This is a genomic window from Actinomadura sp. GTD37 (assembly GCF_041951365.1).
GTDB lineage: Bacteria > Actinomycetota > Actinomycetes > Streptosporangiales > Streptosporangiaceae > Spirillospora.
Window position 1 is genome coordinate 757,412 of the sequence record NZ_JBGNUS010000002.1, and the last position, 26,394, is coordinate 783,805.

Consider the following 26,394-nt stretch of genomic DNA (forward strand, 5'->3'; position numbering starts at 1 on the left):
TTACACGCGACCATTCCCGCTGACCGGAACATATCCGACTAGTCGCCGTCCCCGATCCGCGCGGCCGCCGGATCGAGGACGCGGGACAGGAACGCCCTGGTCCGCTCGTGCGTCGGGGCGGCGATCACCTGCTGCGGCGGACCCTCCTCGACGACCACGCCGTCGTCCATGAACACCACCCGGTCGGCGACCTCCTGCGCGAAGGTCATCTCGTGGGTGACCACGAGCATGGTCATCCCGGCCTCGGCGAGGCCGCGCATGACGCCGAGGACGTCCCCGACGAGTTCGGGGTCCAGCGCGGACGTCGGCTCGTCGAACAGCATGACCTCCGGGCCCATCGCCAGCGCGCGGGCGATCGCCACGCGCTGCTGCTGGCCGCCGGACAGCTGCGCCGGGTAGGAGTCGACCTTGTCGGCCAGCCCGACCCGCTCCAGGTTCTCCCGCGCGACCCTCTCCGCCTCCGCCCGGTCCCGCCGCAGCACCTTGCGCTGCGCGATCATGACGTTGCCGAGGGCCGTCAGGTGCGGGAACAGGTTGAACGACTGGAACACCATGCCGATGCGGCGGCGGACGGCGTCGATGTCCACCTCGGGGTCGGTGACCTCGGCGCCGACCACCCGGATCGTCCCCGCCGACGGCTCCTCCAGGAGGTTGACGCACCGCAGCAGGGTCGACTTGCCCGACCCGGACGGGCCGATCACGCACACGACCTCGCCCGGCTCGACGTGGAAGTCGATGCCGCGCAGCACCTCGTTCGTCCCGAACGACTTGCGCAGGCCGCCGATCTCGATGGCCCCGCCCGCCGCCTTCTTGCCGAGGCCCGTCATCGCTGCCCCCTGCGCTGCCGCGCCTCCAGCCGCCGCGCCAGCAGGCTCAGCGGGATCGTGATGATCAGATAGCAGATGCCGGCCACGATGATCGGCGTCGTGTTGCCCACCTGGCCCGCCAGGTCGCGGCCGAACTTCGTCAGCTCCCGCTGCTCCAGGGTGATGCCGAGGAAGAGCACCAGCGAGGAGTCCTTGCAGAGCAGGACGAGCTGGTTGGTGAGCGGCGGGATGATGATCCGGAACGCCTGCGGGATGACGATCGACCGCATCGCGCGGGCGTGCGACATGCCGAGCGAGCGCGCCGCCTCCGTCTGCCCCCGGGGCACGGCCTCGATCCCGGCCCGGATCGTCTCGGCCATGTAGGCGCCCGCGGCCAGGCCGAGGGCCAGGCCGGTCTGCCCGACCGCGCCGCCGGGGACGGTGGTGCCGAAGGCCAGCGGCACGCCGACGCTGATGAAGATGAAGATCAGCAGCAGCGGGAGCCCGCGGAAGACCTCGATGAAGGCGGCGGCGAACCACCGGTAGGGCGCGACCGACGACAGCCGCATCAGCGCGATGACGAGGCCGAGCGCCAGGCCGATCCCGAAGCCGGTGAGGGTGTAGACGGCGGTGTTGCGCAGCCCGACCGTGATGACGTCGGGGAACAGGTCCTTGGCGACGTCCCAGTTGGCGAAGTTGAGCCGCAGGGTCGGCCAGTCGGCCAGCAGGACGAGCAGCAGCACCACGAGGGCGAACAGCCCGTACTGGCCGCCGAGCGAGAGCTGCCGGCGGCGCCGTCGGGACAGCCCGCCCGGCGCCGCCGCGTCGATGGGCCCGGCGGTCACGAGCCGGCGCCCGCAGGCATTGGACCGATCCACTTCTCGTAGATCCGCTTGTAGGTGCCGTCCGCCTTCGCCTGCGCGATCGCCTCGTTGGTGATCTTGACCAGCTCGGGGTTGTGGTCCTTGCGCATCCACATGCCGTACTGCTCACCGGTGTTCAGGTTCGCGACGATCTCGTAGCCGGAGTTCGCCGGGTCCTTCAGCCAGCCCTTGACGACCGGGTCGTCCTGCACGATCACGTCGACCTGGCGGGTGCGCAGCCCGTCCAGCTCGGCGTTGGAGTTGTCGAACGAGCGCGGGTCGAAGCCCTTGCCCTTGACGTAGTCCTCACCGGTCGTCCCGGCCTGGGAGCCCAGCTTCGCCTTCTTCGCCTTGACGTCCTCCAGCGAGGCGATCCCGCTGCCCTTCTTCGCCATCAGCGACTGCGTGGCGTCGAAGTAGGGGGACGAGACGTCCATGAACTTCACCCGGTCGGGCTTGATCGTCATTCCGCCCATCTGGATGTCGCACTTGCCGGCGTTCAGCGCGGCCCCCGTCTTCATCGTCTCGAAGGGGGTGTCGACGACCTTCTGCGTGACGCCGAGCTTCTTGGCGACGAGGTCGATGATGTCGACGTCGAAGCCGACGACCTTGCCGGTCTTCTTGTCCTCCGACTGGAAGGGCGGGTACGGCAGGTGGGTGCACGAGGTCAGCGCGCCCTTCTCGATGAGCTTCACGCCCTGGACGGTGGCGCCCTCGTCGCCGCCGCACGCCGATGCCGTCAGCGCCAGGGCCGCCAGGCCGGCGCCCAGCGCCCATCGCACGGTCCCTCTGGACACGTTTCCTCCTGTTTGAGCGTGTTATCGATCAACGAACTATCGCACGTCGCGGGCCCGTCCGGCAGGGTCGGCCGGCGGGACGGGCATGACCGACCCGCATGAGTCCGTTTCCCGGAAATTGACGTGGCGATCATGGTCGCTCGACGAAGTGATCATTAGCGTGGGCAGGGCCGTGGACATCTCTCTTCTTCTCTCGATGAGCGACCGGGTGCCCGCGCTGGCGACCCCGTCGGCCATGCACCCGGAGTCGTGGCGGCTGTGCGCGCAGGTGGAGGCCTGGGCCCGCGGCCGCGGCCTGGTGCTCGGAGATCCGGACACCTCGCCGCTCGGCCGGGCCCGCTGCGAGCGGCTCGCCGCCCGCGTGCTGCCGGCCGCCGACCTCGCCGGGGTGGACCTGTTCGCCCGCTGGCTGACGTGGGCGCTCGCGCTGGACGACACGATGGACCACCCGCCGCTCGCCGACAGCGGCAGCGCCGTGCACGCGCTGTACGACGACCTGCTGCGCGCCATGCGGCGCGGCCACGCCCGGCCGGGCGCGCGGCCGCTGGAGGCGGCGCTGGTGGAGCTGTGGCAGGCGACGGCCAAGGACATGAGCCGCGACTGGCGGCGCAGGTTCATGCTGCAACTGGAGTCGCACCGGGACGGGTGCGCCAAGGAGGCGGTGAACCGGCGGATCCGGCACGTCCCGACGGAGGCGGAGTTCGCGCCGCTGCGCCGCCGGGCGTGCGGGCCGTTCATGTACGACCTCGTCGAGCCCGTCCTCGGCGTCGAGCTGCCGCCGCGGCTGCTGCGCACGCCCCGCTGGAAGACCCTCGCCGACGGCGTCGCCGACGTCGTGGCCTGGTCCAACGACCTCGCCTCGCACGACCTGGAGTCGGCGCGCGGCGACGTCCACGACCTGCCCGCCGTCCTGTCCCGCACGCGCGGGCTGGACGACGCCCAGGCCGCCGCCGCGGTCGCCGAGCGGATCGCCGACCGGCTGGACGAGGCGTGGACGGCGGCCCGCAGGCTGCCGGAGATGCTCGACCGGCTGGACCTGACCGTCGCGCAGCGCGCCGCCGCCGCGCAGGTCGTCAAGGTGCTCCTGGCCACGCCGCGCGCCCACCTGGACTGGCTCGCCGAGTCCGGCCGCTACGAGCCCGCCGCGGCGCCCGGCCCGCCGCGCCTGGACGCGCTCGCCTCGCTGCGCTGACCGCCCGCGAGAGCGTCGCCGGACGGGGTGCGGACGTACAGGACGCGGCGCCCCATGCGGTGCCCGGTGACGAGCCCGCACGCGCGCAGCACGCCGAGATGCTGGCTGACCGCGCCGGCCGTCACGCCCAGCCTGCGGGCCAGGTCGGTCGTCGACGCGGGCCGCGCCAGCGCGGCGAGCAGTTCGGCGCGGCGGCGGCCGACGAGCGCGGCGAGCGCGTCCGCCCGCGGCTGGTCCGGCCGCCCGGTCTCCCACAGCGTCGCGACGCCGCGCGGCGGGTAGCTGAGCATCGGCTGGTAGGGCGGCACCATCACCGACACGTCCGGCCACACGAACGCGCTGGGGACGAGCAGCATGCCGCGCCCGGCGAGCTCGCCGCGGAACGTCCAGCGCCGGTCGACGGCCAGCGTCCCGGCGCGCCACGACACCGCCTCGTGCAGGTCGCCGAACATCCCGGCGGCACCCTCGGCGGCGAGCGCGCCCGTGCGGCGCAGGACGTCCCCTTCGAGGAGGTCGCGGACGCGCGGCCAGTACGGCTCGACGGCGACCTCCCAGTACCGTTCGAGCAGGCCGGCGAGGCGCTCCAGGGTGCGTTCCGGCTCGGCGGCCATCGCCAGCCGCGCCGGGCCCGGCGCGATCGCCCGCTCGCTCCAGCGGAGCTCGGCGGCGACGACCCCGGGCGGCGTCGCCCGGACGATCTCCAGTTCGGCGGCGAGGTCGGGCAGCGGGGTCCCCGGCGGCGGGGTGAGGAAGTCCGGGATGTAGCCGGCCGGCCCGACGACCTCGTGCAGCGGGCCGAGGCCGAGCCCGCGCAGCCGCGGCCGGACGGTGCGCACCCACGGCAGGTGCAGCGCGTGGCCGGACGGGTCGGCGAGGACCCGCAGGCTGCGCACCATCTCCCACAGCGGCGAGAAGGCGAACCGGACGCGGGCCACGTCGTCCGGCGCGAACACGAACTCGATCATTCAGTCCAGGCTAAATCATTGTCGCGGGCCGGGGCGGACCGCTGACGATCGTGCAGTGACCACTCTCGAAGACCCTCCCGCCGGTCCCGCTCCGGGCAGGGTCGCGGCGTTCCTGCGCCCCCGGGTCGGGGGCTTCCCCCGCCCGTTCTGGGTGCTGTGGGCGGGGACGCTCCTCAACCGGCTCGGCACCATGGTCGAGCCGTTCCTCGGCCTCTACCTGACCACCGTGCGGGGCCTGTCGCTGGCGCAGGCCGGCGTCGTGATGGCGGTGCTCGGCGCGGGCTCGCTCGGCGGCCAGGTCGTCGGCGGCGCGCTCGCCGACCGGCTCGGCCGGCGGCCGACGCTGACGCTCGCGACCGTCGGCACCGGCGCCGCGATGCTCGCGCTCGGCTACGCCCAGGGCATCGCCGCGATCGTCGGGGCGGCGCTGCTGCTCGGCGTCCTGCTGGACATGTACCGGCCCGCCGCGCAGGCGATGGTGGCCGACATCGTCTCCCCCGCCGAGCGCCCGCGCGCGTTCGGGCTGCTGTTCTGGGCGATCAACCTGGGCTGGGCGGTCGCGATGGTGCTCGGCGGGACGCTCGCGCAGCAGGGCTTCCTGTGGCTGTTCTGGATCGACGCGATCACCTGCGCCGGGTTCGGGGTGCTGGTGTGGCGGGCCGTCCCGGAGACGCGGTCGCGGGACGCCCGCGCCGATCCCCGCGGCGGGTTCGGGCGCGCCCTGCGCGACCGGGTCATGGTCGGCTACGTGCTGGTCACGCTCGTCTACACGTTCGTCCTGATGCAGGGGATGACGACGATGCCGCTCGCCATGAAGGAGGACGGGCTCGGGCCGCAGTCCTACGGCCTCGCCATCGGCGCGAACGGCGTGCTGATCATCATCGTGCAGCCACTGGTGAACGCCTGGCTCGCCAGACGCGACCACAGCCTGGTGATGGTCGCCGGGTTCGTCCTCGTCGGCGTCGGCTACGGGCTCACCTCGCTGGCCTCGACGGTGGCCGCCTACACCGCGACGATCCTGGTGTGGACGCTCGGGGAGATCACGGCGGCGTCCGTCCTGCAGGCGGTCGTCGCCGACCTCGCGCCCGCGGACCTGCGCGGCCGGTACGGCGGCCTGTACGGGATGGCGTGGTCGGGCGGCTTCCTGCTGGCGCCGCTCGGCGGCACCCAGCTGCTCGGCGCCGGCGGGGCGGCCGCACTGTGGCTGACCTGCGCGGCCCTGGCCCTCGTCGCGGCGGCGGCGCAGCTCGCGCTGGCCCCCGCGATCAGGCGGCGGCGCGCCGCCGCGCTCGACACGCCCTTCTCGTCAAAGTGACGAAACTCTGTCCGGCGTTCTACTCTTGGAGCGTGGCACAGCTCAGGATCGCTCTCGCGCAGGTGAACCCGACCGTCGGCGACCTCGACGGCAACGCCGACCTGATCGTGGAATGGAGCCGGCGCGCCGCCGACGCGGGCGCGCACCTGGTCGCCTTCCCCGAGATGATGCTCACCGGCTACCCGGTGGAGGACCTCGCGCTCCGCGCGTCCTTCGTCGAGGCGTGCCGGCGGGCCCTCGACCGGCTCGCCCGCCGGCTCGCCGACGAGGGCCTCGGCGGCCTGCCCGTCGTCACCGGCTACCTCGACCGGCGCTCGGTCGGGCTCGTCCGGTCCGGGCAGCCCGCCGGGGCGCCGCTCGACGCCGCCGCGTGGCTGCACGGCGGCGAGGTGCTGGTCCGCTCGGCCAAGCACCACCTGCCGAACTACGGCGTCTTCGACGAGTACCGCGTCTTCGTCCGCGGCGACCGGCTGCCGGTCGTCCGCGTCAACGGCATCGACGTCGCCACCGTCATCTGCGAGGACCTCTGGCAGGACGGCGGCCCGGTCAGCGTCACGTCCACGTCCGGCGCGGGCCTGCTCCTGTCCATCAACGCCTCCCCCTACGAGCGCAACAAGGACGACGTCCGCCTCGGCCTGTGCGCCGAACGCGCCCGCGAGGCCGGCTGCGCGCTCGCCTACGTCAACATGGTCGGCGGCCAGGACGAGCTCGTCTTCGACGGCGACTCCGTCATCGTCGGCCCTGACGGCACCCCCCTCGCCCGCGCGCCGCAGTTCACCGAGCACCTCCTCGTCGCCGACCTCGCGCTGCCCGCCGCCGACCCGTCCGCCGGACCCGGCCGCACGCCCGTCGACGCCCTCGACGGCACCACGATCACCGTCGAGCGGCACATCCTCACCCCGGACCCGCCGCCCGCCTACCCGGTGCTGCCGCAGCCGGCGGCCGAGCCGATGGACGACCTCGCCGAGATCTACGCGGCGCTCGTCCTCGGCACCCGCGACTACGTCCGCAAGAACGGCTTCCGCTCGGTCGTCCTCGGCCTGTCCGGCGGCATCGACTCCGCGCTCGTCGCCACCATCGCCTCCGACGCGATCGGCCCGGAGAACGTGCACGCCGTCCTGCTCCCGAGCCGCCACTCCTCCGAGGGGTCCGTCGTGGACGCCGAGGAGCTCGTGAAGCGCCAGGGCGTCAACTCCCGCATCGTCCCCATCGCCGACATGGTGGACGCGTTCGAGAAGCACCTCGACCTGCACGGCCTCGCGGCCGAGAACCTCCAGGCCCGCGTCCGCGCCAACGTCTGGATGGGCCTCTCCAACGAGCACGGCCACCTAGTGCTGACCGGCGGCAACAAGAGCGAACTCGCCACCGGCTACTCCACCCTCTACGGCGACTCCGCCGGAGGCTTCGCCCCCATCAAGGACGTCTTCAAGCTCACCGTCTGGGACCTCGCCCGCTGGCGCAACGCCCAGGCGGCCCCCGGCGGCGGGACGGGCCCGGACCGGCCGTTCCTGCACCCGTTCGAGCAGGAGCCCATCCCCGAGGAGATCATCGACAAGGAGCCGTCCGCCGAGCTGCGCCCCGGCCAGCGCGACCGCGACTCGCTGCCCGAGTACACCGTCCTCGACCCGGTCCTCGCCGACTACGTCGAACGCGACATGGGCCGCGAGGCCCTCGTCGCCGCCGGCCACGACCCCGGGCTCGTCGACCGCGCCATCCGCCTCGTCGACATCGCCGAGTACAAGCGCCGCCAGTACCCGCCCGGCCCCAAGATCACCCCGAAGAACTTCGGCCGCGACCGCCGCCTCCCCATCACCAACGCCTGGCGCGAGAGGTAGACCCCCTCCGGGCCTGAGCTAGCCCCTGTGGTGGTTCTCCCCCGGCCAGGCCTCTTCGGGCCAGGCGGGGACCTGCTCGGAGGCGTCGGGGTCGATGCCGGGGACGATCTGCTCGCACCAGACGACCTTGCCGGCGGCGGTGCGGCGGGTGCCCCAGCGGTGGGCGAGCTGGCTGACGACGAGGAGGCCGCGGCCGTTCTCGTCGTCGTCCTCGGCGCGGCGGAGGCGGGGCAGCGCGGCGGACCGGTCCAGCACCTCGCAGACGAGGGTGCGCTCGAAGAGGAGGCGCAGCTCGATGGGGCCCGGCGCGTAGCGGAGCGCGTTGGTGATGAGCTCCGAGGCCAGGAGCTCGGTGGTGTAGTCGAGCTCGTCCAGGCCCCACTCCGCCAGGCGGGCGCGGACGAGGCCGCGGGCGCGGCGGACGGCGGCCGGGTCGGCGGGCAGCGTCCAGGAGGTGTGCCGGTCCTCGGGGAGGCGGCGCAGCCGGGCGATGAGGACGGCGATGTCGTCGCGGTGCTGGTCGGCGTAGACGCCGGCGAGGGTGGCCTTGGCGAGGTCCTCCATCGGGCGGTCGACGGAGTCGGGGCCGAAGATGCCGCGCAGGCGGGCGAGGCCGTCGTCGATGTCGCGGCCCCGGTTCTCGACGAGGCCGTCGGTGTAGATGACGAAGAGGCTGCCGTCCTCGACGGTGAACTCGCGGCTCTCGATGGCGGCGCCGCCCGCGACGCCGAGCGGCGGGGCGGGCGGGACCTGAAGGTACTCGTTGCCGCCGCTCGGGTCGGCGAGCAGCGGCGGCAGGTGGCCGGCGGAGGCGATCTCGATCGTGCCCGTCGTCGCGTCGTACACCGCGTACACGCAGGTGGCGAAGTGCGGCTCCTGCTCGCCGAGCTCGATCATCAGCTCGTGCATGACGTGCAGCGCCTCGGCGGGCGGCAGCTCCAGGTTGGCGAGCGTGTGCAGGGCGGTGCGGAGCCGGCCCATGGTGACGGCGGCGCGGACGCCGTGCCCGGCGACGTCGCCGACGATCAGGGCGACGCGGGCGCCGGGCAGCGCGATCGACTCGTACCAGTCGCCGCCGACCTCGACGAGCTTGCTGCCGGGCAGGTAGCGGTGCCGGACCTCGACCGAGGACGGCGCCGACAGCCGCATCGGCAGCAGGCTGCGCTGCAGCGCCAGCGCGGTCGCGCGCTCCCGGCTGAACCGCCGGGCGTTGTCGATGACGATCGCGGCGCGGGCGGCGAACTCCATGCCGATCTCGACGTCGTAGGCGTCGAACTTGCGGAAACCGGGGATGCGGGTGCAGGCGATGAAGCCGAGCAGGGTGTCGCGGGCGATCAGCGGCAGCAGCACCATCGACACGCCGGACAGCAGCTCGCCCGCCGGGCCGCGCCGCCACAGCCGGCCGATCTCGGACGCCTCGTCCACCGGGATGTGCGGCAGGTGGACGGGCCGCGCCGTCTCCATGACCTTCCGGTACGGGGTGCCCTCGGGGAAGACGAGGACCTCGCCGACGGGGAACGTGGACGTCCACGCCGGGTTGCCGTCGTCGGAGGTGACCGCGATGCGGCGCAGGACGGCCGCGCCGGACTCGCTGTGCACCTCGTCGGACGCGACGAGGCTCTCCAGCACCAGCACGGACGCGGCGTTGCAGTAGTGCGGGACGACGACGTCGACGAGGCCGCGGGCGGACTGGTCGAGGTCGAGGGACGCGCCGAACCGGGTGAGCTGGTCGTCCATCAGCGCGCGGCGCATGAGGGCCGGGTCCTGGTAGCGCTCGCTCGGCGGCAGCTCGACCCGGACGAACAGCAGCGCGGCGGGCGCCGCGTCCGGTGCGCCGCCGACCATCGGCTGGACGGTGACGAGGGCGGACGCCCCCTGGTCGCCGCGCAGCACGGTCATCACGCCGTTGCGCTCCTGGTCGCCGACCTCGAGGAGGGCCTCCAGCTCGGCCTTGGCCTCCTCCCCCACCAGGTCGGTGGCGGGGCGGCCGATCAGGTCCTCGGGGCCCCGGCCGAGGACGGCACGGGCGTTCGGCCCGCTCTGGACGATCCGCCTGGCCCCGTCGATGCCCAGGACCAGGGTCCGGGACGCCGAATCGGTGGCGGGCGCATCGCCTCGCGGCGCCATGACGGATCTCACCTGACGCGCTCCAGACAGCCGGTCGTCTCAGCACTACCCAGCGACAGTATGGGGCATGACACGGCCGCTGCGGGAGGAGATCACGCCTCCCGTCCCGAAATCGGTCCGCTTCCGTCGTCCGCACGCCATTCCGCACGTCAGTGCGCACGTCACTGCGCGGCGGTTTCGATGCCTCGCAGGAGGGTGTCGACGACGGCTTCGGCGTAGCCGTCCGGGAAGGTCTCCTGGGGCCTCCGCGGGACCAGCGAGCCGAGCAGCATCGACATCGCCACCTCCACGTCGAGGTCGGCGCGCAGCTCCCCGCCGCCCACCCCGCGCCGGAGCACCCGGCGGACGATGTCGCGGCGCGGCTCGATGATGTCGCGCTTGTACCGGGCGTACAGCTCGGGGTGCTTCTCGGCGCCGCCGGCGACGTTCCAGAAGCACCTGGCGTAGCGGCGCTTGCGCTCGTCGGTGAGCGCCCGCGCCAGCTCGGTGAGGTCCTCGCGGACGGACCCGCCGGACGGCTCGGGCAGCGGCGCCTTCGCCGCGCCGAGCGCGTCCAGGATCAGCGCGTCCTTGCTGGGCCAGCGCCGGTAGATGGTCGTCTTGCCGACGCCGGCGCGGGCGGCGACGGCCTCGATCGACACGCCGGCCACCCCCGGCTCGGCGGCGAGGAGGTCGAGGGTCGCCTCGATGATGGCCTTGTCGGCGCGCTCGCTGCGGGGCCGCCCGCCGTGGCGCCGCTCGGTCCCGGTCATGACGCGGTCACGCTCTCACACCGCGGTCCGCCGCGGCGGCCTTCCCGGGCGGGCTCGGCGCGCCGGTCTCCGCGGCGGGGGCGGCCGGGGCGCGTCCCGGCATCCACTTCAGGACGACCAGGGCGCCGAGCAGGGCGATGACGGCGGCGGCGGCCGACGCGGCGTGCATGGCGTTGACGAACGCGGCGTCCGCGTGGCCGGCGAGGCGGAGCCCGGCCTCGCCCATCCGGGCGGCGACGGCGTGCGCGCCCTCGATGGACTCGCCGGCCGCCTCCCGCGCGCCGGGGGGCAGCGCGGCGAGGTCGCCGTCCAGGTCGCGGCGGTAGACGGAGGCGACGACGGAGCCGAGCACGGCCACGCCCATCGCGACGGCGACCTGCCGGGCGGTGTTGTTGATGGCCGAGCCGGCGCCCGCCCGCTCGCGCGGCAGCGCCGACATGACCGACTCGGTGGCGGGCGGCATGACGTGGGCCATCCCCGCGCCCTGCACGAAGAAGATCGCGCCGAGGATCCACATCGGGGTGTCGGTCCCCACGAACCGGTAGCTCGCCAGCGCGGCGGCGACCAGCAGCAGACCGGACGTGCAGACGGCCTTCGCGCCGAAGCGGCGGACCGTCCCGGCGCTGCGGGGCGCGAACGCCAGCTGCGCGACCGCGAACGGCAGCACCATCGCGCCGGACTGCAGCGGACTCAGCCCGCGCACCGACTGCATGTAGAAGTTGGCGAAGAAGAACACGCCGCTCGCGGCGAAGAAGCACAGCGCGATGGACGCGACGGCGGCCGACATCCGCGCGTCCTTGAACAGCCGGACGTCGAACGCCGGGGACGCGGTGCGGGCCTCGTGCGCGACGAACAGCGCGATGACGGCGGCGCCCGCGAGGATCGGGCCGAGCACGGGGAGCGCCAGCCAGTCCCCCTTCTCGCCGCCCTGGATGATCCCGTACGACAGGACGACGAGGCCGATGACCGAGAGCACGACGCCGAGCGGGTCGAGCCGTCCGGGCTCGGGGTTGCGCGACTCGGGCACGAGGAACACCATGAGCGCGATGCCGACGGCGATGACCGGCACGTTGATGAGGAAGACCGAGCCCCACCAGAAGTGGGCGAGGAGCAGCCCGCCGGTGAGCGGGCCGATCGCGATGCCGAGCCCGACCGCGCCGGCCCAGATGCCGATCGCGCGGGCGCGCTCCTCCGGCTCGAACACGTTCGTGATGATCGACAGCGTCTGCGGCATGACCGCCGCGCCGCCGAGGCCCATCAGCGCGCGGGCGTAGATGAGCTGCTCCGGCGACCGCGCGTACGCCGACACCAGCGAGGCGACGGCGAACACCGCCAGGCCGCCGATCAGCACCCGCTTGCGCCCGATCCGGTCGCCGATCACGCCGAAGGTGAACAGCAGTCCGGCGAAGACCAGCGTGTAGGAGTTGATCGACCATTCGAGCTGGCTCTGCGTGGCGCCGAGGCCCTTCTCGGGGTCGGCGATGGTCTTGAGCGCCACGTTGAGGATGGTGTTGTCGAGCACCACCACCAGCAGGCTCAGGGTCAGCACGCCGAGGACGTACCACCTGCGGCGCCGGATCGTCTGGGGGTCCATGCCGATACGCAACGGTATCGTTTCGAAATCTGTTCCCGGGCCGCGCGAATTCGGGAATCTCCGGGGGTACCCGAATCGTTTTCGAAGTGGCACGATCGGTTCCGTCTGGGTACGCCACCGTGGCGCCTCAAGACCGGAGGTTCTCGCATGTCTTCTTCTGTCGCACCCCCAGCACAGCCGACCGCACTCTACGGCGGTACGGGCGGGCGAAGGGTGACCGTACGCGACATCGCCGCCGCCAAGGAGCGGCACGAGAAGTGGCCGATGCTCACCGCGTACGACGCGCTCACCGCGCGGGTCTTCGACGAGGCCGGCATCCCCGTGCTGCTCGTCGGCGACTCCGCCGCGATGGTCGTCTACGGCTACGACTCCACCATCCCCGTCACGGTGGACGAGCTGATCCCGCTGACCGCGGCCGTCGTGCGCGGCTCCAAGCGCGCCATGGTCGTCGCCGACCTGCCGTTCGGCTCGTACCAGACGGGCGTCGGCGAGGCGCTGAGGACCGCCACCCGCTTCATGAAGGAGGCGGGCGCGCACGCGATCAAGCTGGAGGGCGGCCACCGGGTCATCCCGCAGGCCGAGGCGCTGGTGTCGGCCGGCATCCCGGTCATGGGGCACCTCGGCCTCACCCCGCAGTCGGTGAACGTCTTCGGCGGCTACCGGGTGCAGGGCCGCGGCCAGGACGGCGACGAGCTGATGGCGGACGCGAAGGCCCTGGAGGCCGCGGGGGCGTTCGCCGTCGTCCTCGAATGCGTCCCCGCGGACCTCGCCGCCCGCGTCACCTCCTCGCTGTCCATCCCGACGATCGGCATCGGCGGCGGCAGCGGCACGGACGCGCAGGTGCTCGTCTGGCAGGACATGGCGGGCCTCACCCCGCACACGGCCAAGTTCGTGAAGAAGTTCGCCGACCTGAACACGCTGCTCGGCGAGGCCGCCCGCGGCTACGCCGAGGAGGTCGCCGGCGGCGTCTTCCCCGCCCCCGAGCACTCCTACCGGTAACCCGCCCCCCGCGGAGGCCCGGTCGCGCCCTAGCTGTCGGGGTTCGACCGGGCCGTCCGCGCGTGCGGCTCCCCGAGCCCGGCCCCGCCGCCGCGGGGCGGGGGGACGCGGGGCGCGTCCGGTTCCGGGGCCGCCTCGTCGGTCATGATCTCGGCGCGGAGCGTGTCCACGGCGGAGCGCAGGACGTCCGGGCCGGCGACGTTCATCAGCAGCAGGCCGAGGTTGAGCGCCATCTGCCCGTCGGTCATCTCGCTGCCGGCGAGCGCGTCCACGGCGGTGCGCAGGTCGGCCTGGTCCTCGGCGGACACGTTCTGCAGCAGCCCCAGGCAGTACGTCGGGAGCGCCAGCCGCGACCTGGCGAACGAGACGCCCCGCATGATCTCGCCCGCCTCGTGCGCGCGGGTCTTGGCCTGCATCCGGTCGACGCCCCGGTCGGCGGCGGCGAGCAGCGAGGTCAGCAGCGTGCTCGGGCCGACCGCGACGTCCTCGTCCCCGACCCGGACGGTGAACACCGCGCTGCGGAACACCATCATCGAGCCGAGGCTCGCGACCAGCACCTGCGTCGCCGCCGCCACGTCCGGCGCCCGGACGCCGAACCGCCAGTCGAAGGTGTGCAGGAGCAGCAGCGAGCCGGCGCCCGCGCCCCCGTTGATCAGCACGTACGCCCAGGTGCTCGGCACCCGGACCAGCGTGGTGGGCCGGTCCCGGTAGCGGCTGACCAGCTCGGCGACGCCGACGAGGCAGCTCAGCGAGACGGCGACGGCGTATCCGAGCACCCGCTCACTCCCCGGTCAGCCGGACGACCTCGTCGATCTCGCGTTCCACGGCGACCAGGCCGCGCTGGCGCAGCGCGTCCACGGCGTCCGCGACCTCCAGCAGCCCGAGCCGGGTCGCGTGGTGGAGCTGCTCCAGGGACTGCGGGCCGTTCACCGCCCGCAGCCGGGCCAGCACCCGCCGGCACGCGTCGGCGTCGGCGGGCGCGGCGGCGGGGGAACGGGTCTCGGCCGCGGGCGGGCCGGGCTCGCCGGCGGGCGCCGCGCCGGGCGGCCTGCGCGCCCCGGCGCTCCGCCCGGGAGGCGCGAGGAACGCGCTCCACGGATCTGCCGACCGGATCTCTCGCATGTCCACCTGCCTGTAGCCAACCCGATGGTACGTCACTGTTCGGACGCACCGGAGGCGCCGTCCGCTCCCTCGTTCCCGGCGGAGTCGGCGCGCGGGCGCGGACGCGGCGAGGAGCGCGCCACGATCAGCCGGTCGCCGGGTTCGAGCGTCGTGCACCGGGGGTGGTCGAACGGCAGCGTGCGGCCGTCCCGGACGACCGCGAGCGCCGGCTCCCGCACCGCCGACAGCGGCCCGCCGACCTCGTCCGGGCGCACCTCGCGCGACACCAGGTCGAGGCCGCTGCCCTGGTCGAGGAGGTCCTCGATGACCTCGCTGACGCTCGGCTGGCTGGTGGACATCCCGAGCAGCCGCCCCGCCGCCTCCGACGACGTCACCACGTGGTCGGCGCCCGACTGGCGCAGCAGCGGGACGTTCTCCGACTCGCGCACCGACGCCTGGATCCCGGCGCGCGGGTTCAGCTGCCGCGCGGTGAGGGTGATCAGCACCGCGGTGTCGTCGCGGGCGCTCGCCACCACGATCTCGCGGGCCCGCTGCACCGCCGCCTGCTTCAGCACCGAGCTGCGCGTCGCGTCGCCGACGATGCTGACGAACCCGGCCTCCGCGGCCTCGGCCACGACGCGCGGGTCCGGGTCCACGACGACGATGGACTCGCGGTCGACGCCCGTGCTCAGCAGGGTCTTGATGGCGCTGCGGCCCTTCGTGCCGTAGCCGGCCACCACGATGTGGTCGTGCACGCGTGCCCTCCAGCGTGACTTGCGCCAGTCCTCGCGGGTGCGTTCCGCCAGGACCTCGAGGGTCGTGCCCACGAGGACGATGAGGAACAGCACCCGCACGGGCGTGATGAAGACGATGTTGACGAGCCGGGCCGCGTCCCCGACCGGCGTGATGTCGCCGTAGCCGGTGGTGGAGACGGTCACCGTCGCGTAGTAGAAGGCGTCCAGCAGCGACAGCTCCCCGTCGCCGGTGTCGCGGTAGCCGTCGCGGTCGAGGTAGACGGCGGCCACCACGGCGAACAGGAGCGCCAGCGCGATCCCGACCCGCGTGGCCACCGCGCGCAGCGGCCCCGTCCTGGACGAGGGCAGCAGGACGAGCGGGCGGCGCACCGCCCCGGGGTCGTTCACGCTCGGCACCACACCGAGCTTAACGATCAGACGCCCGTTCCGGTGCCGGTCGCCCGCCCCGGTCAGACGTCGGTGATGCGCAGGCCGGCGTGGGCCTTGTAGCGGCGGTTCATGGAGATGAGGTTCGCGGTGAACGCCTCGATCTGGTGGGCGTTGTGCAGCCGGCCGCCGTAGACGCCGCGCATGCCGGGGATGCGGCCGGCGAGGGCCTGGACGAGGTCGGTGGCCTCGCGGTCGTCGCCGAGGACGAGGACGTCCAGCTCCATCTCGTCCACGCCGGGGTCGAGCAGCAGCTTGGCGGAGACGTGGTGGAACGCGGCGACGACGCGGCTGTCCGGCAGGACGGCGGCGGCCTGCTGGGCGGCGCTGCCCTCCTCGACCGGCAGCGCGAACGCGCCCTTGCCCTTCTCGAAGCCGAGCGGGTTCACGCAGTCCACGACGATCTTGCCGGCCAGCTCGGCGCGCAGCGACTCCAGCGTGGCCTTGTGGCCGTCCCACGGGACCGCGACGACCACCACGTCCGACTCCCCGGCGGCGACCGGGTTCTCCGCGCCGGAGACCGGCAGCCCGCCGCCCGGCCCCCCGGACAGCTCGTCGGCGGCGGCCTGGGCGCGCTCGGCCTTGCGCGACCCGATCGTCACCGTGTGCCCGGCGAGCGCGAACCGGCGCGCGAGCCCCTTGCCCTGGTCGCCGGTGCCGCCGAGGATGCCGATCGACAGGCCGCCTGCGTCGGGGAGGTCGTAGGGAGTCTTCCGCTGCTCAGTCATGCGGCCGAGTCTGCCAAACGCCCTCCCGGCCGCCGCGCCCCGGGCTCCCGCATCGCGAAAACCGCCTGACCAGGGCGCCCGGTGCGGCACCATGGTGCCCGTGGACGCCGAGCAGATCACGATGTTGCGCGAGGTCCTGTCGACGACGGGCTGGCTCGAGCGGACCCAGGAGTTCGGCCGCGCGCTGCGGGTCACGTCCCGCACCCCCGGCGGGCTGCTGCTGGTCGGCACGCCCGGCGGCGACCCCTGGCACCTGGCGGCGCACCTGGACGACGAGAGCCGCCTCGGCGGCGTCCCCGGCCTCGCGCCGACGCTGGTGCGCTGGACGCCGCCCGCGGACGCGCCCCCGCACCTGCGGATCGGGCTGGAGCGGCTGGAGGCGGCGCGGCGCGGCGAGACGCTGTTCGTCGTCGCCGAGGACGGCGCGCCCGTCCCGCTGCTGGAACGGGTGGACGACGCGCGCCGCACCGGCGCGACCGTCCTCGCGCTGGAGGGCGGCGACCGCGAGCTGCGGGGCCTCGCCCACGAGGCGCTGACCGTCCCGCCGGACGAGGCCCTCATGTCGTTCGACGGCGCGCAGCACCTCGTCAGCGCGGCGGCCGGGCACGAGCCGGCGCGGAGCCCGCGCGGGCTCCGGCACCGGCTCGCCAGGCTCCTCGACGCGGTCTCGGGCCCGGTCGTCGACTAGCCGTCCCGGTCCTAGTCCTCGTTGCGCTCGCGCCACGTCTCGTTGCGTTCGCGGGCGAGCGTGAGCGCGTTCGCCGCCTCGCTCTCGGACGCGTACGGGCCCATCCGCTCCCTGCCGGGGCAGCCGGGCCCGTGCTCGACCTTCATGTGCTTCAGGCAGAACCACCAGTCACCGTCGTCACCGGCCATCGGCGCTCCTCTCGATCGGCCCCGCACGGGATTCGTTGCCCCGATCCCGCTGGCTACACTCCATCACTATGACGACCCAGCTTCTCCGGCCCGGCAACGTTTCACCGATGCGGAAGGTGCCGTCGAGCATCCCGCGTCCGGAGTACGTGGGGAAGAAGCGGCCGAGGACGGGCGAGCCGGACGTCAAGACGCCCGAGGTCATCGAGCGGATGCGGGTCGCGGGGAGGATCGCGGCGCAGGCGCTCCAGGAGGTGGGCCGGCACGTCCGGCCCGGCGTCACCACCGACGAGCTGGACGTCGTCGGGCACGAGTTCATGCTCGACCACGGCGCGTACCCGTCCACGCTCGGGTACCGGGGGTTCCCCAAGTCGCTGTGCACCTCGGTCAACGAGGTGATCTGCCACGGCATCCCGGACGACACGGTCCTGCGCGACGGCGACATCGTCAACGTCGACATCACGGCGTTCATCGACGGCGTGCACGGCGACACCGACGCGACGTTCCTGTGCGGCGACGTCGACGAGGAGTCGCGACTGCTGGTGGAGCGCACCCATGAGGCGACCATGCGCGGCATCCGCGCGGTCAAGCCGGGACGGGCGCTGAACGTGATCGGGCGGGTCATCGAGTCGTACGCCAAGCGGTTCGGGTACGGGGTCGTCCGCGACTTCACCGGGCACGGGATCGGCACGACGTTCCACTCGGGGCTGGTCGTGCCGCACTACGACGACCCGGGCGCGACGACGGTCATCGAGCCGGGCATGACGTTCACGGTCGAGCCGATGCTGACGCTCGGCACCCACGACTACGACATGTGGGACGACGGCTGGACGGTCGTCACCAAGGACCGCAGGCGCACGGCCCAGTTCGAGCACACGCTGCTGGTGACCGACGACGGCCATGAAATCCTCACCCTGCCGTGACACTCCTGTTGATCTAGAGTCCGATTCGCCCCCATAACCGGCCGGGAGACTCTCTAGAGATGAACGCCCCAGCGCCGTACGAGCCGCGGGTTCCGTCCGACAGCATGCCGCCGGGGCGTGCCGCGCTGAGCGTGACGTGGGCGGCGCTGCCGTTCCTCACCCTCGGCTACGCCACGCCGTTCACGTTCGCGGCGGCGGCGCTGTGGCGGCGCAGCCTGCACCTGATGGTGTCCACGGCGGCCTACCTGGGCGTGTTCGCGCTCGCGATGTTCCTGCTCCCGGACATCGGCAAGGAGGACGGCGCCGAGCGGGCGGTCGGCGTGCTGCTGTTCGTCCTCGCGGTGGTGGGCTGCGCGCACGCGTTCCTGATCCGGCGCCGGGTGTTCGACCCGCACGGGCTGTCGGGGGTCGACAACGAGGCCGTGGTGGAGCGGGTGAAGCGGCGGCGGCTGCTGCGGGAGAAGGCGCGGGAGCTGGCCGCGGCCGACCCGGGCCTCGCCAGGGAGCTGCGGATCGGGCGCCCCGACCTGCCGCGCCAGTACAACGACGGCGGGCTGATCGACGTCAACCACGCCCCGGCGGAGGCGCTGACGCTGCTGCCCGGCGTCACCCCGGAGCTCGCGGCGAGGATCGAGCGCGTCAGGGGCGAGACGGGCGGGTTCATGTCGGCCGAGGAGCTGTCGGCCGTCGCGGGGCTGCCGCCGTCCCTGACGGGCGACGTGGCCGACTACGCCGTCTTCATCCGCTGATCCCGGGTATGCACCCGGCGTGACCCGCAAGAGGCGCGAGGACGGCGACCGGCTCGCCGAGTACCGGGGCAGGCGCGACCCGGGCAGGACGCCGGAGCCCGTCCCCGAGGAGAAGGCCCTGCCGCACGGCGACGACGACACGTTCGTCGTCCAGGAGCACCACGCGACCAGCCTGCACTGGGACCTGCGGCTCGAACGCGGCGGCGTGCTCGTGTCGTGGGCCGTCCCGAAGGGGCTGCCGTGGAGCCCGCGGACGAACCACCTCGCCGTCCGCACCGAGGACCACCCCCTGGAGTACGCCGGGTTCGAGGGCGAGATCCCGCACGGCGAGTACGGCGCGGGGACGACGACGATCTGGGACCGCGGGACGTACGAGACGGAGAAGTGGTCCGAGCGCGAGGTGAAGATCGTCGTCCACGGCTCGCGGGTGTCGGGCCGGTACGTGCTGTTCAGGACGCGCGGCGCGAACTGGATGATCCACCGGATGGACCCGCCGGCCGATCCGGACGCCGAGCCGCCGCCGGAGTCCCTGCGCCCGATGCGTCCCGTGGAGAAGGCGCGGCTCCCCCGCGACCAGGGCGCCTGGGGGTTCGAGTTCGCGTGGGGCGGCAGGCGCATGGCCGCCCGCGTCGACGGCGGACGCACCCGGTTCACCGACGGCCGGGGCCGCCCCGTGGACGGTCCCGGCGGGCTCGGCTCCCGGCTCGGCGCGGAGCTGGGCATCCGGCCGGCGCTGCTGGACGGGGAGCTGGCCGTCCTCGACGGCCGCGAGACCTACATGATCTACGACCTGCTGCACCTGGACGGGCATCCGCTGCTGGACGTCCCGTACCGGGAGCGGCGGGAGCGGCTCGACGGGCTGGGCCTGTCGGGGCCGCTGTGGCAGACGGCCCCCTGGTTCCCCGGCGACGGCGGCGCCGTGCGGGACGCGGCCCGCGCGCAGGGCCTGCCGGGCGTCGTCGCCAAGCGCCTGGACTCCCCGTACGAGCCGGGCGAGGAGTCCGGCGCCTGGCGGTTCGTCCCGTCCTGACCGGCGCCCCGCGGCGATCCGGGGCCGCCCGGAACCGGGACGCGGTATCCCGCATCAAAGGGACGTAGCACCCGCTTCGGCGCGTCGCCACTGAAAACGATCAGGCGCCGGTTAGAGTCCCGCCCTGAGTACGGGCGGTGGAGGCGCTGGAAGGCGGGGATCGGCATCATGATGGGCAAGACGCATGCCCTGAGCGGCGCGCTGGCATGGCTGGCGGCCGTCCCGGTGCTCGGCTACGAGCGGCTGCTCGGCGACCACGCCGTGTCGCTGTCGGTGGAGCAGGTCGCCGCGGGCGCCGTGGTGTGCGCGGGGGCGGCGATCCTGCCGGACATCGACCACCACAACGGCCGCATCGCCAACACGTTCGGCCCCATCACCCACCACATGTGCAAGTGGATCGGGAAGCTCTCCGGCGGGCACCGGCACGCGACCCACTCGATCCTGTTCGCGGTCGGCATCGGCTGGGCGATGGACACCCTCGCCACCCACTACGTCTACGCCTGGTGGGCCTGCCTGTTCATGATCGTCGGGCTCGGGCTGCGCGGCGTCGGGCTGGACTTCGAGGGCAAGGAGCCCCAGTCGGCGCTCGCCGACTGCGCGCTCGCCCTCGTCGCCGTCTGGCTCATGCACAAGATCGACATGAGCTTCGTCGGGTTCGCGGTCACGCTCGGCTGCCTCGCGCACGTCGTCGGCGACTGCCTGACGCCGCGGGGCTGCCCGGTGTTCTGGCCGCTGCCCTGGCGGATCGACGTCCCGATCGTCCCGAGGACGGACGGCAAGGTGGAGCGCTGGGTCGTGATGCCCGTCCTCACCCTCGGCATCGCCGTCCTCGCCGTCCGCTCGGTCCTCGGCGACTTCACCGCCCACTGGCTCACCCGGAACTGATCATTCGAGCAGGTCGGCGTACCGGTCGCAGGTCACCGTCGCCCACGCGGCCCCCCGCGCGTTCGGGGCTCCCCACAGGTTGACGCGCTCGATGCCCGGGACGGTCTGCGCGGTGCAGGCGATCTGCGCCGTCGCAATCCGCGACCAGACCTTCGACCGGTACCGGGCGCCGGGCGCCCGGACGACCATCTGCGGACGCCCGCCGGCCCCGCCGGACACGTCGACGACGGAGAACGCCTCCAGCGGCGCGTCCACCTCGGTGCGCAGCCCCATGGCGCGCTCCTGCGCCGTCGGCGGAACGCTGAGCCGTTCGAGGCCCACCTGCGGCCGGCCGGACAGGCCGGGCCGTGACACGGGCCGCAGCCGGCCGCCGTGGACCAGGTACACGGTGACCGTGGCGGGGTGCGCGCCGGCGGTCGGCATCCCGCCCGCCCGGATGATCCCGGTCGGCCGGATTCCGCAGCCGGCCAGGGCGGCGCAGGCCGCCAGCGCCAGGAGCGCTCGCGGCGCCCGGTGCGTCCGTCTCACGCGGGCTCCTCCCCCTCCCCGTCCGGCAGCCACAGCGTGAATACCGCGCCGCCGTCCGGCCCGTTCGCGGCGTCCAGCGTCCCGCCGTGCAGCGCGGCGTTCTCCTTGGCGATCGACAGGCCGAGGCCGCTGCCCTCACTGCGCGAGCGCGCCGCCTCGGCCTTGGCGAACCGGTCGAAGACCACGGCGGCCAGGTCGCCGGGGAGGCCGGGGCCGCGGTCGGCGACCACGACCCGCACGCCCCCGGCCGCGTCCTCCGGCGGGCCGAAGCGCAACGTGACGGGCGGGCGCCCGTGCTTGAGGGCGTTCCCGGCGAGGTTGGCGACGATGACGTCGAAGCGCCGCGGGTCCAGCCGGACGAACAGGTCCGCGGGGCCCTCGACCGCCACCGCCTCCCGCCAGCCGCGCGCCTCCAGCGCGGCGCCGACCGCGGCCGCCACGTGCACGTCGTCGAGGACGAGCGCGGCGGCGCCCGCGTCGAACCGGCTGATCTCGATCAGGTTCTCGACCAGCGTGCCGAGCCGCCGCGTCTCCGCCGCGACGAGCCGCGCCGCGCCGCCGCCGTCCGGCGCGTCCGCCGCCTCCTCGGCCAGTACCCCGGTCATCGCGACCATCGAGGTGAGCGGGGTGCGCAGCTCGTGCGAGACGTCCGCGACGAACCGGCGGGACGCGGCCTCCATCGCGCGCAGCTCGGTGACCGTCCGCTCCAGGGCCGCCGCGGTGCCGTTGAACGTGCGGGCGAGGTCGGCGAGCTCGTCCCGGCCGTCCACCCGGACCCGGGTGCCGAGCTCCCCCGCGCCGAGCGCGCGGGCGGCGGCGCCGAGGCGGCGCACCGGAACCAGCACGCCCCGGGTCGCCAGGAGCGCGAGCCCGAGGGCCGCCGCCAGCGCGGCGGCGTCCGCGATCAGCAGGGCACGGGTGAACAGCCGCAGGTCGGCGGCCTCCCGGCCCAGGCTCGCCGAGACGAACACCATGGGCGGCGTCGTCCGCCACGGCTCCTCCATCGTGGTCGCGTAGCCGGTGACGCGGGTGCCGACGAGCAGATAGGGGCGTCCGCCGGCCGCCCGGTCCTTGACGACGACGCGCTGGAAGACCATGCCGCCCAGCGACCGCCGGGCGAACTCCCGGGTCACCGGGACGTCCAGCGCGCCGGGCGGCGGAACGCCGAGCTCCCCGCCGGTCAGCGGCACCGCCACCGCCTTGCGGCCCGGGGCCGAGGCGGCGAGCGCCTCCGCCAGGGCCGCGCCGACCAGCGGCGCCGAGTCGGGCGGCAGGCTGACCGGGACCTGCTCGGCGAGGATGCTCCGCACGTCGGACAGCACCGCCTCCTGCGCGCGCTGCAGGATCATCCGGCGCATCAGCACGTAGGAGATGCCGGACGCGAGGACCGCGGCCAGCAGCGCGACCGCCGTGAAGGCCGCGACGAGCCGCACCCGCAGCCCGGTGAACCAGCGGCGCCGCATCACGGCGCGGTGAACCGGTAGCCGAAGCCCCGGACGGTCTCGATCAGCCGGGGTTCCGCGGGCTCGTCCTCGATCTTGGCGCGGACGCGCTGCACGCAGGCGTCCACGAGCCGGGAGTCGCCGGGATAGGTGTGCTCCCACACCTCGGCGAGGAGGTGCTGGCGGGTGAGCGCCTGCCCGGGGCGGCGGGCCAGCTCCAGCAGCAGCCGCAGCTCGGTCGGGGTGAGCCGCAGGTCGGCGCCGCCCTTGGTGACCTTCAGGGAGGTCCGGTCGATGACGAGGTCGCCGTAGACGGAGCGGTCGGTGCGGGTCTGGTCGGCGCGGCGCAGGACGGCGCGAATGCGGGCGTCCAGGACGCGCGGCTCGACGGGCTTCACCACGTAGTCGTCGGCGCCCGCCTCCAGGCCGAGGACGATGTCGAGGTCGTCGCCGCGCGCGGTCAGCAGGATCACGGGCAGCGAGTCCTCCCGGCGGATGCGGCGGCACACCTCGATTCCGTCGATGCCGGGCAGCATCACGTCCAGGAGCGCGATCTCGGGGCGCCGCGCCCGCAGCGCCGCCAGCCCGTCCTCGCCGGTCGCCCGCGACGTCACGCCGTGCCCCTGGCGGGTCAGCGCCAGCTCCAGCGCCGTCCGGGCGGACGGATCGTCCTCGATGAACAGAATGCTCGCCACCCGCACATTATCGGCTCGGGTCGATCTTCCCGCGGGTTGTGTCACAAGATCCGGACATCACCGGCACAAGATCATGACACCCCGCCGGAACGGTGGGGCGCATGACGCTCACGACCGCACCGGTCCGGCCGGCGGGCCCGGCCCGGCCCGCCCGCCGGCGTCCCCGCGCGCTGCCCTGGCTGCTCGCGGCGGGCGTGCTCGCGCAGGCCGCGGTGCGGCTCTGGTTCGCCCGCGCGCGGACCGGGCCGGTCGCGAACCCCGACGAGACCGGCTATCTCGTCGCGGCCCGGTGGCTGGCCGGCGGGCCCGGCGCCGACCTGTCCGGCAACACCTTCTACCAGGGCGGGTACCCGCTGCTGCTCACGCCCGCCTACTGGCTGTCGCACGACCCGGCGACGGTCTACACGGCGGTCATGGCGATCAACGCGGTGCTCGGCGCGGCGCTGTTCCCGCTCGGGTACGCGGCGGCGCGGCGGTTCGGGCTCGCGCGCCGCCCGGCGCTGCCGCTGGCGTTCGCGGCGGCGCTGCTGCCCGCCGGGGCGTTCTTCGGCGCCTTCGCGCTCGCGGACGCCGTCCTGCCCGCGCTCGTCCTGGCCTGGCTGCTGGCACTCGACCGCTTCGCCCGCGGCGGCGGCGCGGGCGACGCGGTGCTCGCGAGCCTGGCCGCGTCCGCCATGGCGGCCGTCCACTCGCGCGGGACGGTCGTCCTGGCCGTCCACGCCCTGGCGCTGGCCGTCATCGCGATCGGCGGGCGGCGGTGGCGCGGGGCCCTGGCCGGAGGCGGCGCGGCCGCCGCCGGCCACGCGCTCGGGGCGGCGCTGAACGCGCGGCTGGAGGCGGCGCTGTACCCCGGCGGCGTCCGGGACCTGGCCGGGAACATCGAGGCGCGGCTGACCACGGCCGACGGGCAGGCGTGGGCGCTGTCGGGGGCCGCCGGGCAGGTCTGGTACCTGGTCGTGTCCACCTGGGGGCTGGCCGGGGTGGGCCTGGCCGTCGTGGCGGCGGCGCTCGTGCGGCGGCGCACCCCGGCGGCCGACCGGATCATGGCGGGCGCGCTGCTCGCCGCCACCCTCGGGATCGCCTGCGCGTCGTCGGCCGCGCTGCCGGACGAGCACCGGGTCGGCAACTTCGCCTACGGCCGGTACCTGTCGTGCGCGGCCCTGGTCTACGCGCTGGCCGGGGCGGCGGCGCTGCTGCGGTCGGGCGCCCGCCGGGCCGTCGGGCTGGCGGCGTCGTCCGTCCTCGTCGTCGCGGCGGCGGGGGCCTGGGTCGGCGCCTACGCGGGCGAGCGGCTCCGCACCCACAAGTTCATCGCGTTCGACTTCCCCGAGACCACGTTCCTCACCGGCGACCGCACCGCGCTGCATCTCCAGGAGACGTCGCTCACCGCGATCGGGCTGCTCTGCGCGCTCGCCGTCCTGTCCCGGCTGGGCCGGACGCCGCTGATGGCCGCCGCCCTGGCCGGGACGAGCCTGGCCGCGCTGGCGTTCGCGATGGGCCCCTCGCCCGCGCGCACCCGCCCCGCCCCGGCGCTCCCCGGCCCGCAGGCGGGCGGCGTCGTCGCGGACGTGTCGCTCGACTGGGCCGTCCGGACCAGGCTCGTGCACCCGGTCTGGTGGACGCGCGTCGGCCGGATCGACGTCCGCGACGGCCGCCCGCCCGCGCCCGGCGTGTGCACGGTCCTGGTCGCCCTGCCGGACGGGACGGCGCCGGAGGCGTCATGGCCGGGGCATCCGGCGGGCTGGCGGCACCACGCCCGGCGGGACTGGTCGATCGGCTGGGTGATCTGGCGCGCCCCGTCCTGCGGGACGGGTCAGTAGCGCGTCACCAGGGCGATGCGGCCGTGGTCGACGAGGAAGCCGTCGGAGACGAAGGTGACCTCTCCGCCGTACTCCAGCGCCGTCTCGATGACGTCGTCCACGGCGTCGTCGACGACGTCCGCGCCCTTGAGGACGCCGGGCATGCCGTCCACCGGGACGAGTTCGCCGGCGGCCTTCACCGCGGGCGCGTAGTAGCCGCGCTCGACGACCAGGTGCTCGCCGCGGCCCTCCTCGACCAGCGGGGTGACCTCGCACAGCCCGCCCGCGTACCGCTGGATGCTGCGCGCGGCCTCCAGTTCGGACAGCACTCCGACCTCGCGGAGGTCCTCGTAGGCGGCGAGGGCCGGACGGGCGGCCTCGGCGAGCGCGCTCGGCGAGGCGCCCTCGAAGCTGCCGTCGACGCGTCCCGCCACGGTGATGTGCGGCCCGGCGACCTCGTCGAAGAACGCCTGGTGGCGGGTGACGCCGGCGACGATCAGCGGCCGCCGGTCGCGGGCGAGGACCCGGTCGAGGGCGGCCACCGCGTCCCGCATCTGCCGGCGCTGCCGCTCCCCGTCGCCGCCCTGTGCGGCGCGCCGGGCCTGCCGGCCGGAGCCGGCCTCGTCGAGCGGCTCCGGCTCGACCGGGAAGCCGCCGCCGGTGCGCTCGGTCAGCTCCTCGCCGCGGCCGTCCCACAGCCGGGTCCGCTGGTCCGACAGCGACAGCAGCCAGAAGCGCGGGGTGCGGGTGTAGGCGGCGACGAGGTCGCGGGTCGCGAAGCCGGTGTCCACGACCACCCGCTCGTCCACGGGCTGGTCGATCGTGAACGCGTGGTGCTCGCCGTCCGGCGCGGCGAACAGGACGAGCCCGTCGGAGGCGTGCCGGAGGTCGACCTCCTCCGCGGCCGCCTCCAGCCCGCGGACGACGTGGTCGGCGGCGTCGGGCGCCACCTTCACGTCGTCGTGCAGCCGCCGCCGCACCTCGGCGAGGAGGTTGCGCAGCCGGATCGGATCCTGGCGGTTGCCCGGCACGGACCGGTGCGTCGGCATCAGCACCGACACCGCCGGGTAGGCGCGCGGCTTGCGCAGTTCGGACAGCGTAACGGCGTCCATGATCCCCCGATCGTCAGCCTTTATTCCTTCTGTCTCTTTTGTAGCCACCGGTAGGTAAACCAGGTGTAAGCGCGGGTCGATGAGCGGGCCACCGGGCCCCGCG

At 74.3% G+C, this 26,394-nt stretch carries 26 protein-coding genes; 10 read left to right on the forward strand and 16 right to left on the reverse strand.

The window, feature by feature from the left end:
• Positions 1 to 38: 38 nt before the first annotated feature.
• From ACA511_RS17625 to ACA511_RS17635, 3 genes are read right to left on the reverse strand one after another with little or no spacing between them, the layout of a single operon-like run.
• Positions 39 to 827, reverse strand: a complete 789-nt coding sequence (locus ACA511_RS17625) for an amino acid ABC transporter ATP-binding protein (protein WP_375025417.1) — start codon at positions 825 to 827, stop codon at positions 39 to 41.
• Positions 824 to 1,651 (reverse strand): amino acid ABC transporter permease, encoded by an 828-nt coding sequence (locus ACA511_RS17630; protein ID WP_375025418.1) that lies wholly within the window; start codon positions 1,649 to 1,651, stop codon positions 824 to 826. Before ACA511_RS17630 ends, ACA511_RS17625 begins: the two co-directional genes overlap by 4 nt.
• Positions 1,648 to 2,466, reverse strand: coding sequence for a transporter substrate-binding domain-containing protein (locus ACA511_RS17635; protein WP_375025419.1), 819 nt, complete (start codon positions 2,464 to 2,466; stop codon positions 1,648 to 1,650). Before ACA511_RS17635 ends, ACA511_RS17630 begins: the two co-directional genes overlap by 4 nt.
• A gap of 196 nt (positions 2,467 to 2,662) precedes the next feature.
• Between ACA511_RS17635 and ACA511_RS17640 the strand changes: the two genes are divergently transcribed.
• Positions 2,663 to 3,658, forward strand: coding sequence for a terpene synthase family protein (locus ACA511_RS17640; RefSeq protein WP_375025420.1), 996 nt, complete (start codon positions 2,663 to 2,665; stop codon positions 3,656 to 3,658).
• On the opposite strand, the gene ACA511_RS17645 is transcribed toward ACA511_RS17640, so the two are convergent.
• The gene (locus ACA511_RS17645; protein WP_375025421.1) at positions 3,598 to 4,623 is read right to left on the reverse strand and encodes a DUF5937 family protein; all 1,026 of its coding nucleotides are present in this window, start codon (positions 4,621 to 4,623) and stop codon (positions 3,598 to 3,600) included. The two genes, ACA511_RS17640 and ACA511_RS17645, sit on opposite strands and share 61 nt — an antisense overlap.
• A gap of 55 nt (positions 4,624 to 4,678) precedes the next feature.
• Here ACA511_RS17645 and ACA511_RS17650 point away from each other — a divergent pair, with 55 nt between their 5' ends.
• On the forward strand, positions 4,679 to 5,938 hold the full coding sequence (locus ACA511_RS17650) for an MDR family MFS transporter (RefSeq protein ID WP_375025423.1): 1,260 nt from the start codon (positions 4,679 to 4,681) through the stop codon (positions 5,936 to 5,938).
• A gap of 32 nt (positions 5,939 to 5,970) precedes the next feature.
• Positions 5,971 to 7,773, forward strand: a complete 1,803-nt coding sequence (locus tag ACA511_RS17655; RefSeq protein ID WP_375025424.1) for an NAD+ synthase — start codon at positions 5,971 to 5,973, stop codon at positions 7,771 to 7,773.
• Between the two features lie 18 nt (positions 7,774 to 7,791).
• Here ACA511_RS17655 and ACA511_RS17660 read toward each other — a convergent pair whose 3' ends face one another.
• The 3 genes from ACA511_RS17660 to ACA511_RS17670 form a co-directional block, all read right to left on the reverse strand.
• Entirely contained in the window at positions 7,792 to 9,900 is a 2,109-nt protein-coding gene (locus tag ACA511_RS17660; RefSeq protein ID WP_375025425.1) for a SpoIIE family protein phosphatase, read from the reverse strand.
• Between the two features lie 161 nt (positions 9,901 to 10,061).
• A complete protein-coding gene (locus ACA511_RS17665) occupies positions 10,062 to 10,652 on the reverse strand; it encodes a TetR/AcrR family transcriptional regulator (protein WP_375025426.1) in 591 nt (196 codons plus the stop codon).
• A 7-nt stretch (positions 10,653 to 10,659) separates the two neighbouring features.
• Positions 10,660 to 12,246 (reverse strand): MFS transporter, encoded by a 1,587-nt coding sequence (locus ACA511_RS17670; RefSeq protein ID WP_375025427.1) that lies wholly within the window; start codon positions 12,244 to 12,246, stop codon positions 10,660 to 10,662.
• A gap of 147 nt (positions 12,247 to 12,393) precedes the next feature.
• Here ACA511_RS17670 and panB point away from each other — a divergent pair, with 147 nt between their 5' ends.
• A complete protein-coding gene (gene panB / locus ACA511_RS17675) occupies positions 12,394 to 13,245 on the forward strand; it encodes a 3-methyl-2-oxobutanoate hydroxymethyltransferase (protein ID WP_375025428.1) in 852 nt (283 codons plus the stop codon).
• 29 nt (positions 13,246 to 13,274) lie between these two features.
• On the opposite strand, the gene ACA511_RS17680 is transcribed toward panB, so the two are convergent.
• The 4 genes from ACA511_RS17680 to npdG are packed head-to-tail and all read right to left on the reverse strand — an operon-like array spanning position 13,275 to position 16,255.
• Positions 13,275 to 14,021 carry a hypothetical protein gene (locus ACA511_RS17680; RefSeq protein ID WP_375025429.1) on the reverse strand — a complete coding sequence of 249 codons (747 nt, stop codon included), beginning with the start codon at positions 14,019 to 14,021 and terminating at the stop codon, positions 13,275 to 13,277.
• A gap of 4 nt (positions 14,022 to 14,025) precedes the next feature.
• Entirely contained in the window at positions 14,026 to 14,367 is a 342-nt protein-coding gene (locus tag ACA511_RS17685; RefSeq protein ID WP_375025430.1) for a hypothetical protein, read from the reverse strand.
• Positions 14,368 to 14,399: 32 nt separating this feature from the next.
• On the reverse strand, positions 14,400 to 15,497 hold the full coding sequence (locus ACA511_RS17690; RefSeq protein WP_375025431.1) for a potassium channel family protein: 1,098 nt from the start codon (positions 15,495 to 15,497) through the stop codon (positions 14,400 to 14,402).
• Positions 15,498 to 15,550: 53 nt separating this feature from the next.
• Complete coding sequence (npdG, locus tag ACA511_RS17695) at positions 15,551 to 16,255, reverse strand: NADPH-dependent F420 reductase (RefSeq protein WP_375025432.1); 705 nt, start codon at positions 16,253 to 16,255, stop codon at positions 15,551 to 15,553.
• Between the two features lie 91 nt (positions 16,256 to 16,346).
• Between npdG and ACA511_RS17700 the strand changes: the two genes are divergently transcribed.
• Positions 16,347 to 16,943 carry a hypothetical protein gene (locus ACA511_RS17700; RefSeq protein ID WP_375025433.1) on the forward strand — a complete coding sequence of 199 codons (597 nt, stop codon included), beginning with the start codon at positions 16,347 to 16,349 and terminating at the stop codon, positions 16,941 to 16,943.
• A gap of 11 nt (positions 16,944 to 16,954) precedes the next feature.
• Here ACA511_RS17700 and ACA511_RS17705 read toward each other — a convergent pair whose 3' ends face one another.
• Positions 16,955 to 17,131 (reverse strand): hypothetical protein, encoded by a 177-nt coding sequence (locus ACA511_RS17705; RefSeq protein ID WP_375025434.1) that lies wholly within the window; start codon positions 17,129 to 17,131, stop codon positions 16,955 to 16,957.
• A 68-nt stretch (positions 17,132 to 17,199) separates the two neighbouring features.
• On the opposite strand from ACA511_RS17705, the gene map reads away from it, so the two are divergent.
• The 4 genes from map (at position 17,200) to ACA511_RS17725 (ending at position 20,715) form a co-directional block, all read left to right on the forward strand.
• Complete coding sequence (gene map, locus ACA511_RS17710) at positions 17,200 to 18,051, forward strand: type I methionyl aminopeptidase (RefSeq protein ID WP_375025435.1); 852 nt, start codon at positions 17,200 to 17,202, stop codon at positions 18,049 to 18,051.
• Between the two features lie 59 nt (positions 18,052 to 18,110).
• Positions 18,111 to 18,800 carry a ComEA family DNA-binding protein gene (locus tag ACA511_RS17715; protein ID WP_375025436.1) on the forward strand — a complete coding sequence of 230 codons (690 nt, stop codon included), beginning with the start codon at positions 18,111 to 18,113 and terminating at the stop codon, positions 18,798 to 18,800.
• A 19-nt stretch (positions 18,801 to 18,819) separates the two neighbouring features.
• Positions 18,820 to 19,830 (forward strand): DNA polymerase ligase N-terminal domain-containing protein, encoded by a 1,011-nt coding sequence (locus ACA511_RS17720; protein ID WP_375025437.1) that lies wholly within the window; start codon positions 18,820 to 18,822, stop codon positions 19,828 to 19,830.
• A 168-nt stretch (positions 19,831 to 19,998) separates the two neighbouring features.
• Positions 19,999 to 20,715 carry a metal-dependent hydrolase gene (locus ACA511_RS17725; RefSeq protein ID WP_375025438.1) on the forward strand — a complete coding sequence of 239 codons (717 nt, stop codon included), beginning with the start codon at positions 19,999 to 20,001 and terminating at the stop codon, positions 20,713 to 20,715.
• Here the strand turns inward: ACA511_RS17725 and ACA511_RS17730 are convergent, their stop codons facing one another.
• The 3 genes from ACA511_RS17730 to ACA511_RS17740 are packed head-to-tail and all read right to left on the reverse strand — an operon-like array spanning position 20,716 to position 23,380.
• The gene (locus ACA511_RS17730; RefSeq protein WP_375025439.1) at positions 20,716 to 21,243 is read right to left on the reverse strand and encodes a hypothetical protein; all 528 of its coding nucleotides are present in this window, start codon (positions 21,241 to 21,243) and stop codon (positions 20,716 to 20,718) included.
• Positions 21,240 to 22,706 carry an ATP-binding protein gene (locus tag ACA511_RS17735; RefSeq protein WP_375025440.1) on the reverse strand — a complete coding sequence of 489 codons (1,467 nt, stop codon included), beginning with the start codon at positions 22,704 to 22,706 and terminating at the stop codon, positions 21,240 to 21,242. The genes ACA511_RS17730 and ACA511_RS17735 overlap by 4 nt, the downstream gene beginning before the upstream one ends.
• Positions 22,706 to 23,380, reverse strand: a complete 675-nt coding sequence (locus ACA511_RS17740) for a response regulator (protein ID WP_375025441.1) — start codon at positions 23,378 to 23,380, stop codon at positions 22,706 to 22,708. The genes ACA511_RS17735 and ACA511_RS17740 overlap by 1 nt, the downstream gene beginning before the upstream one ends.
• Before the next feature lie 101 nt (positions 23,381 to 23,481).
• Between ACA511_RS17740 and ACA511_RS17745 the strand changes: the two genes are divergently transcribed.
• Positions 23,482 to 25,200, forward strand: a complete 1,719-nt coding sequence (locus ACA511_RS17745) for a hypothetical protein (RefSeq protein ID WP_375025442.1) — start codon at positions 23,482 to 23,484, stop codon at positions 25,198 to 25,200.
• Here the strand turns inward: ACA511_RS17745 and ACA511_RS17750 are convergent.
• Positions 25,194 to 26,291 carry a hypothetical protein gene (locus ACA511_RS17750; RefSeq protein WP_375025444.1) on the reverse strand — a complete coding sequence of 366 codons (1,098 nt, stop codon included), beginning with the start codon at positions 26,289 to 26,291 and terminating at the stop codon, positions 25,194 to 25,196. The genes ACA511_RS17745 and ACA511_RS17750 overlap by 7 nt on opposite strands.
• Positions 26,292 to 26,394 lie beyond the last annotated feature (103 nt).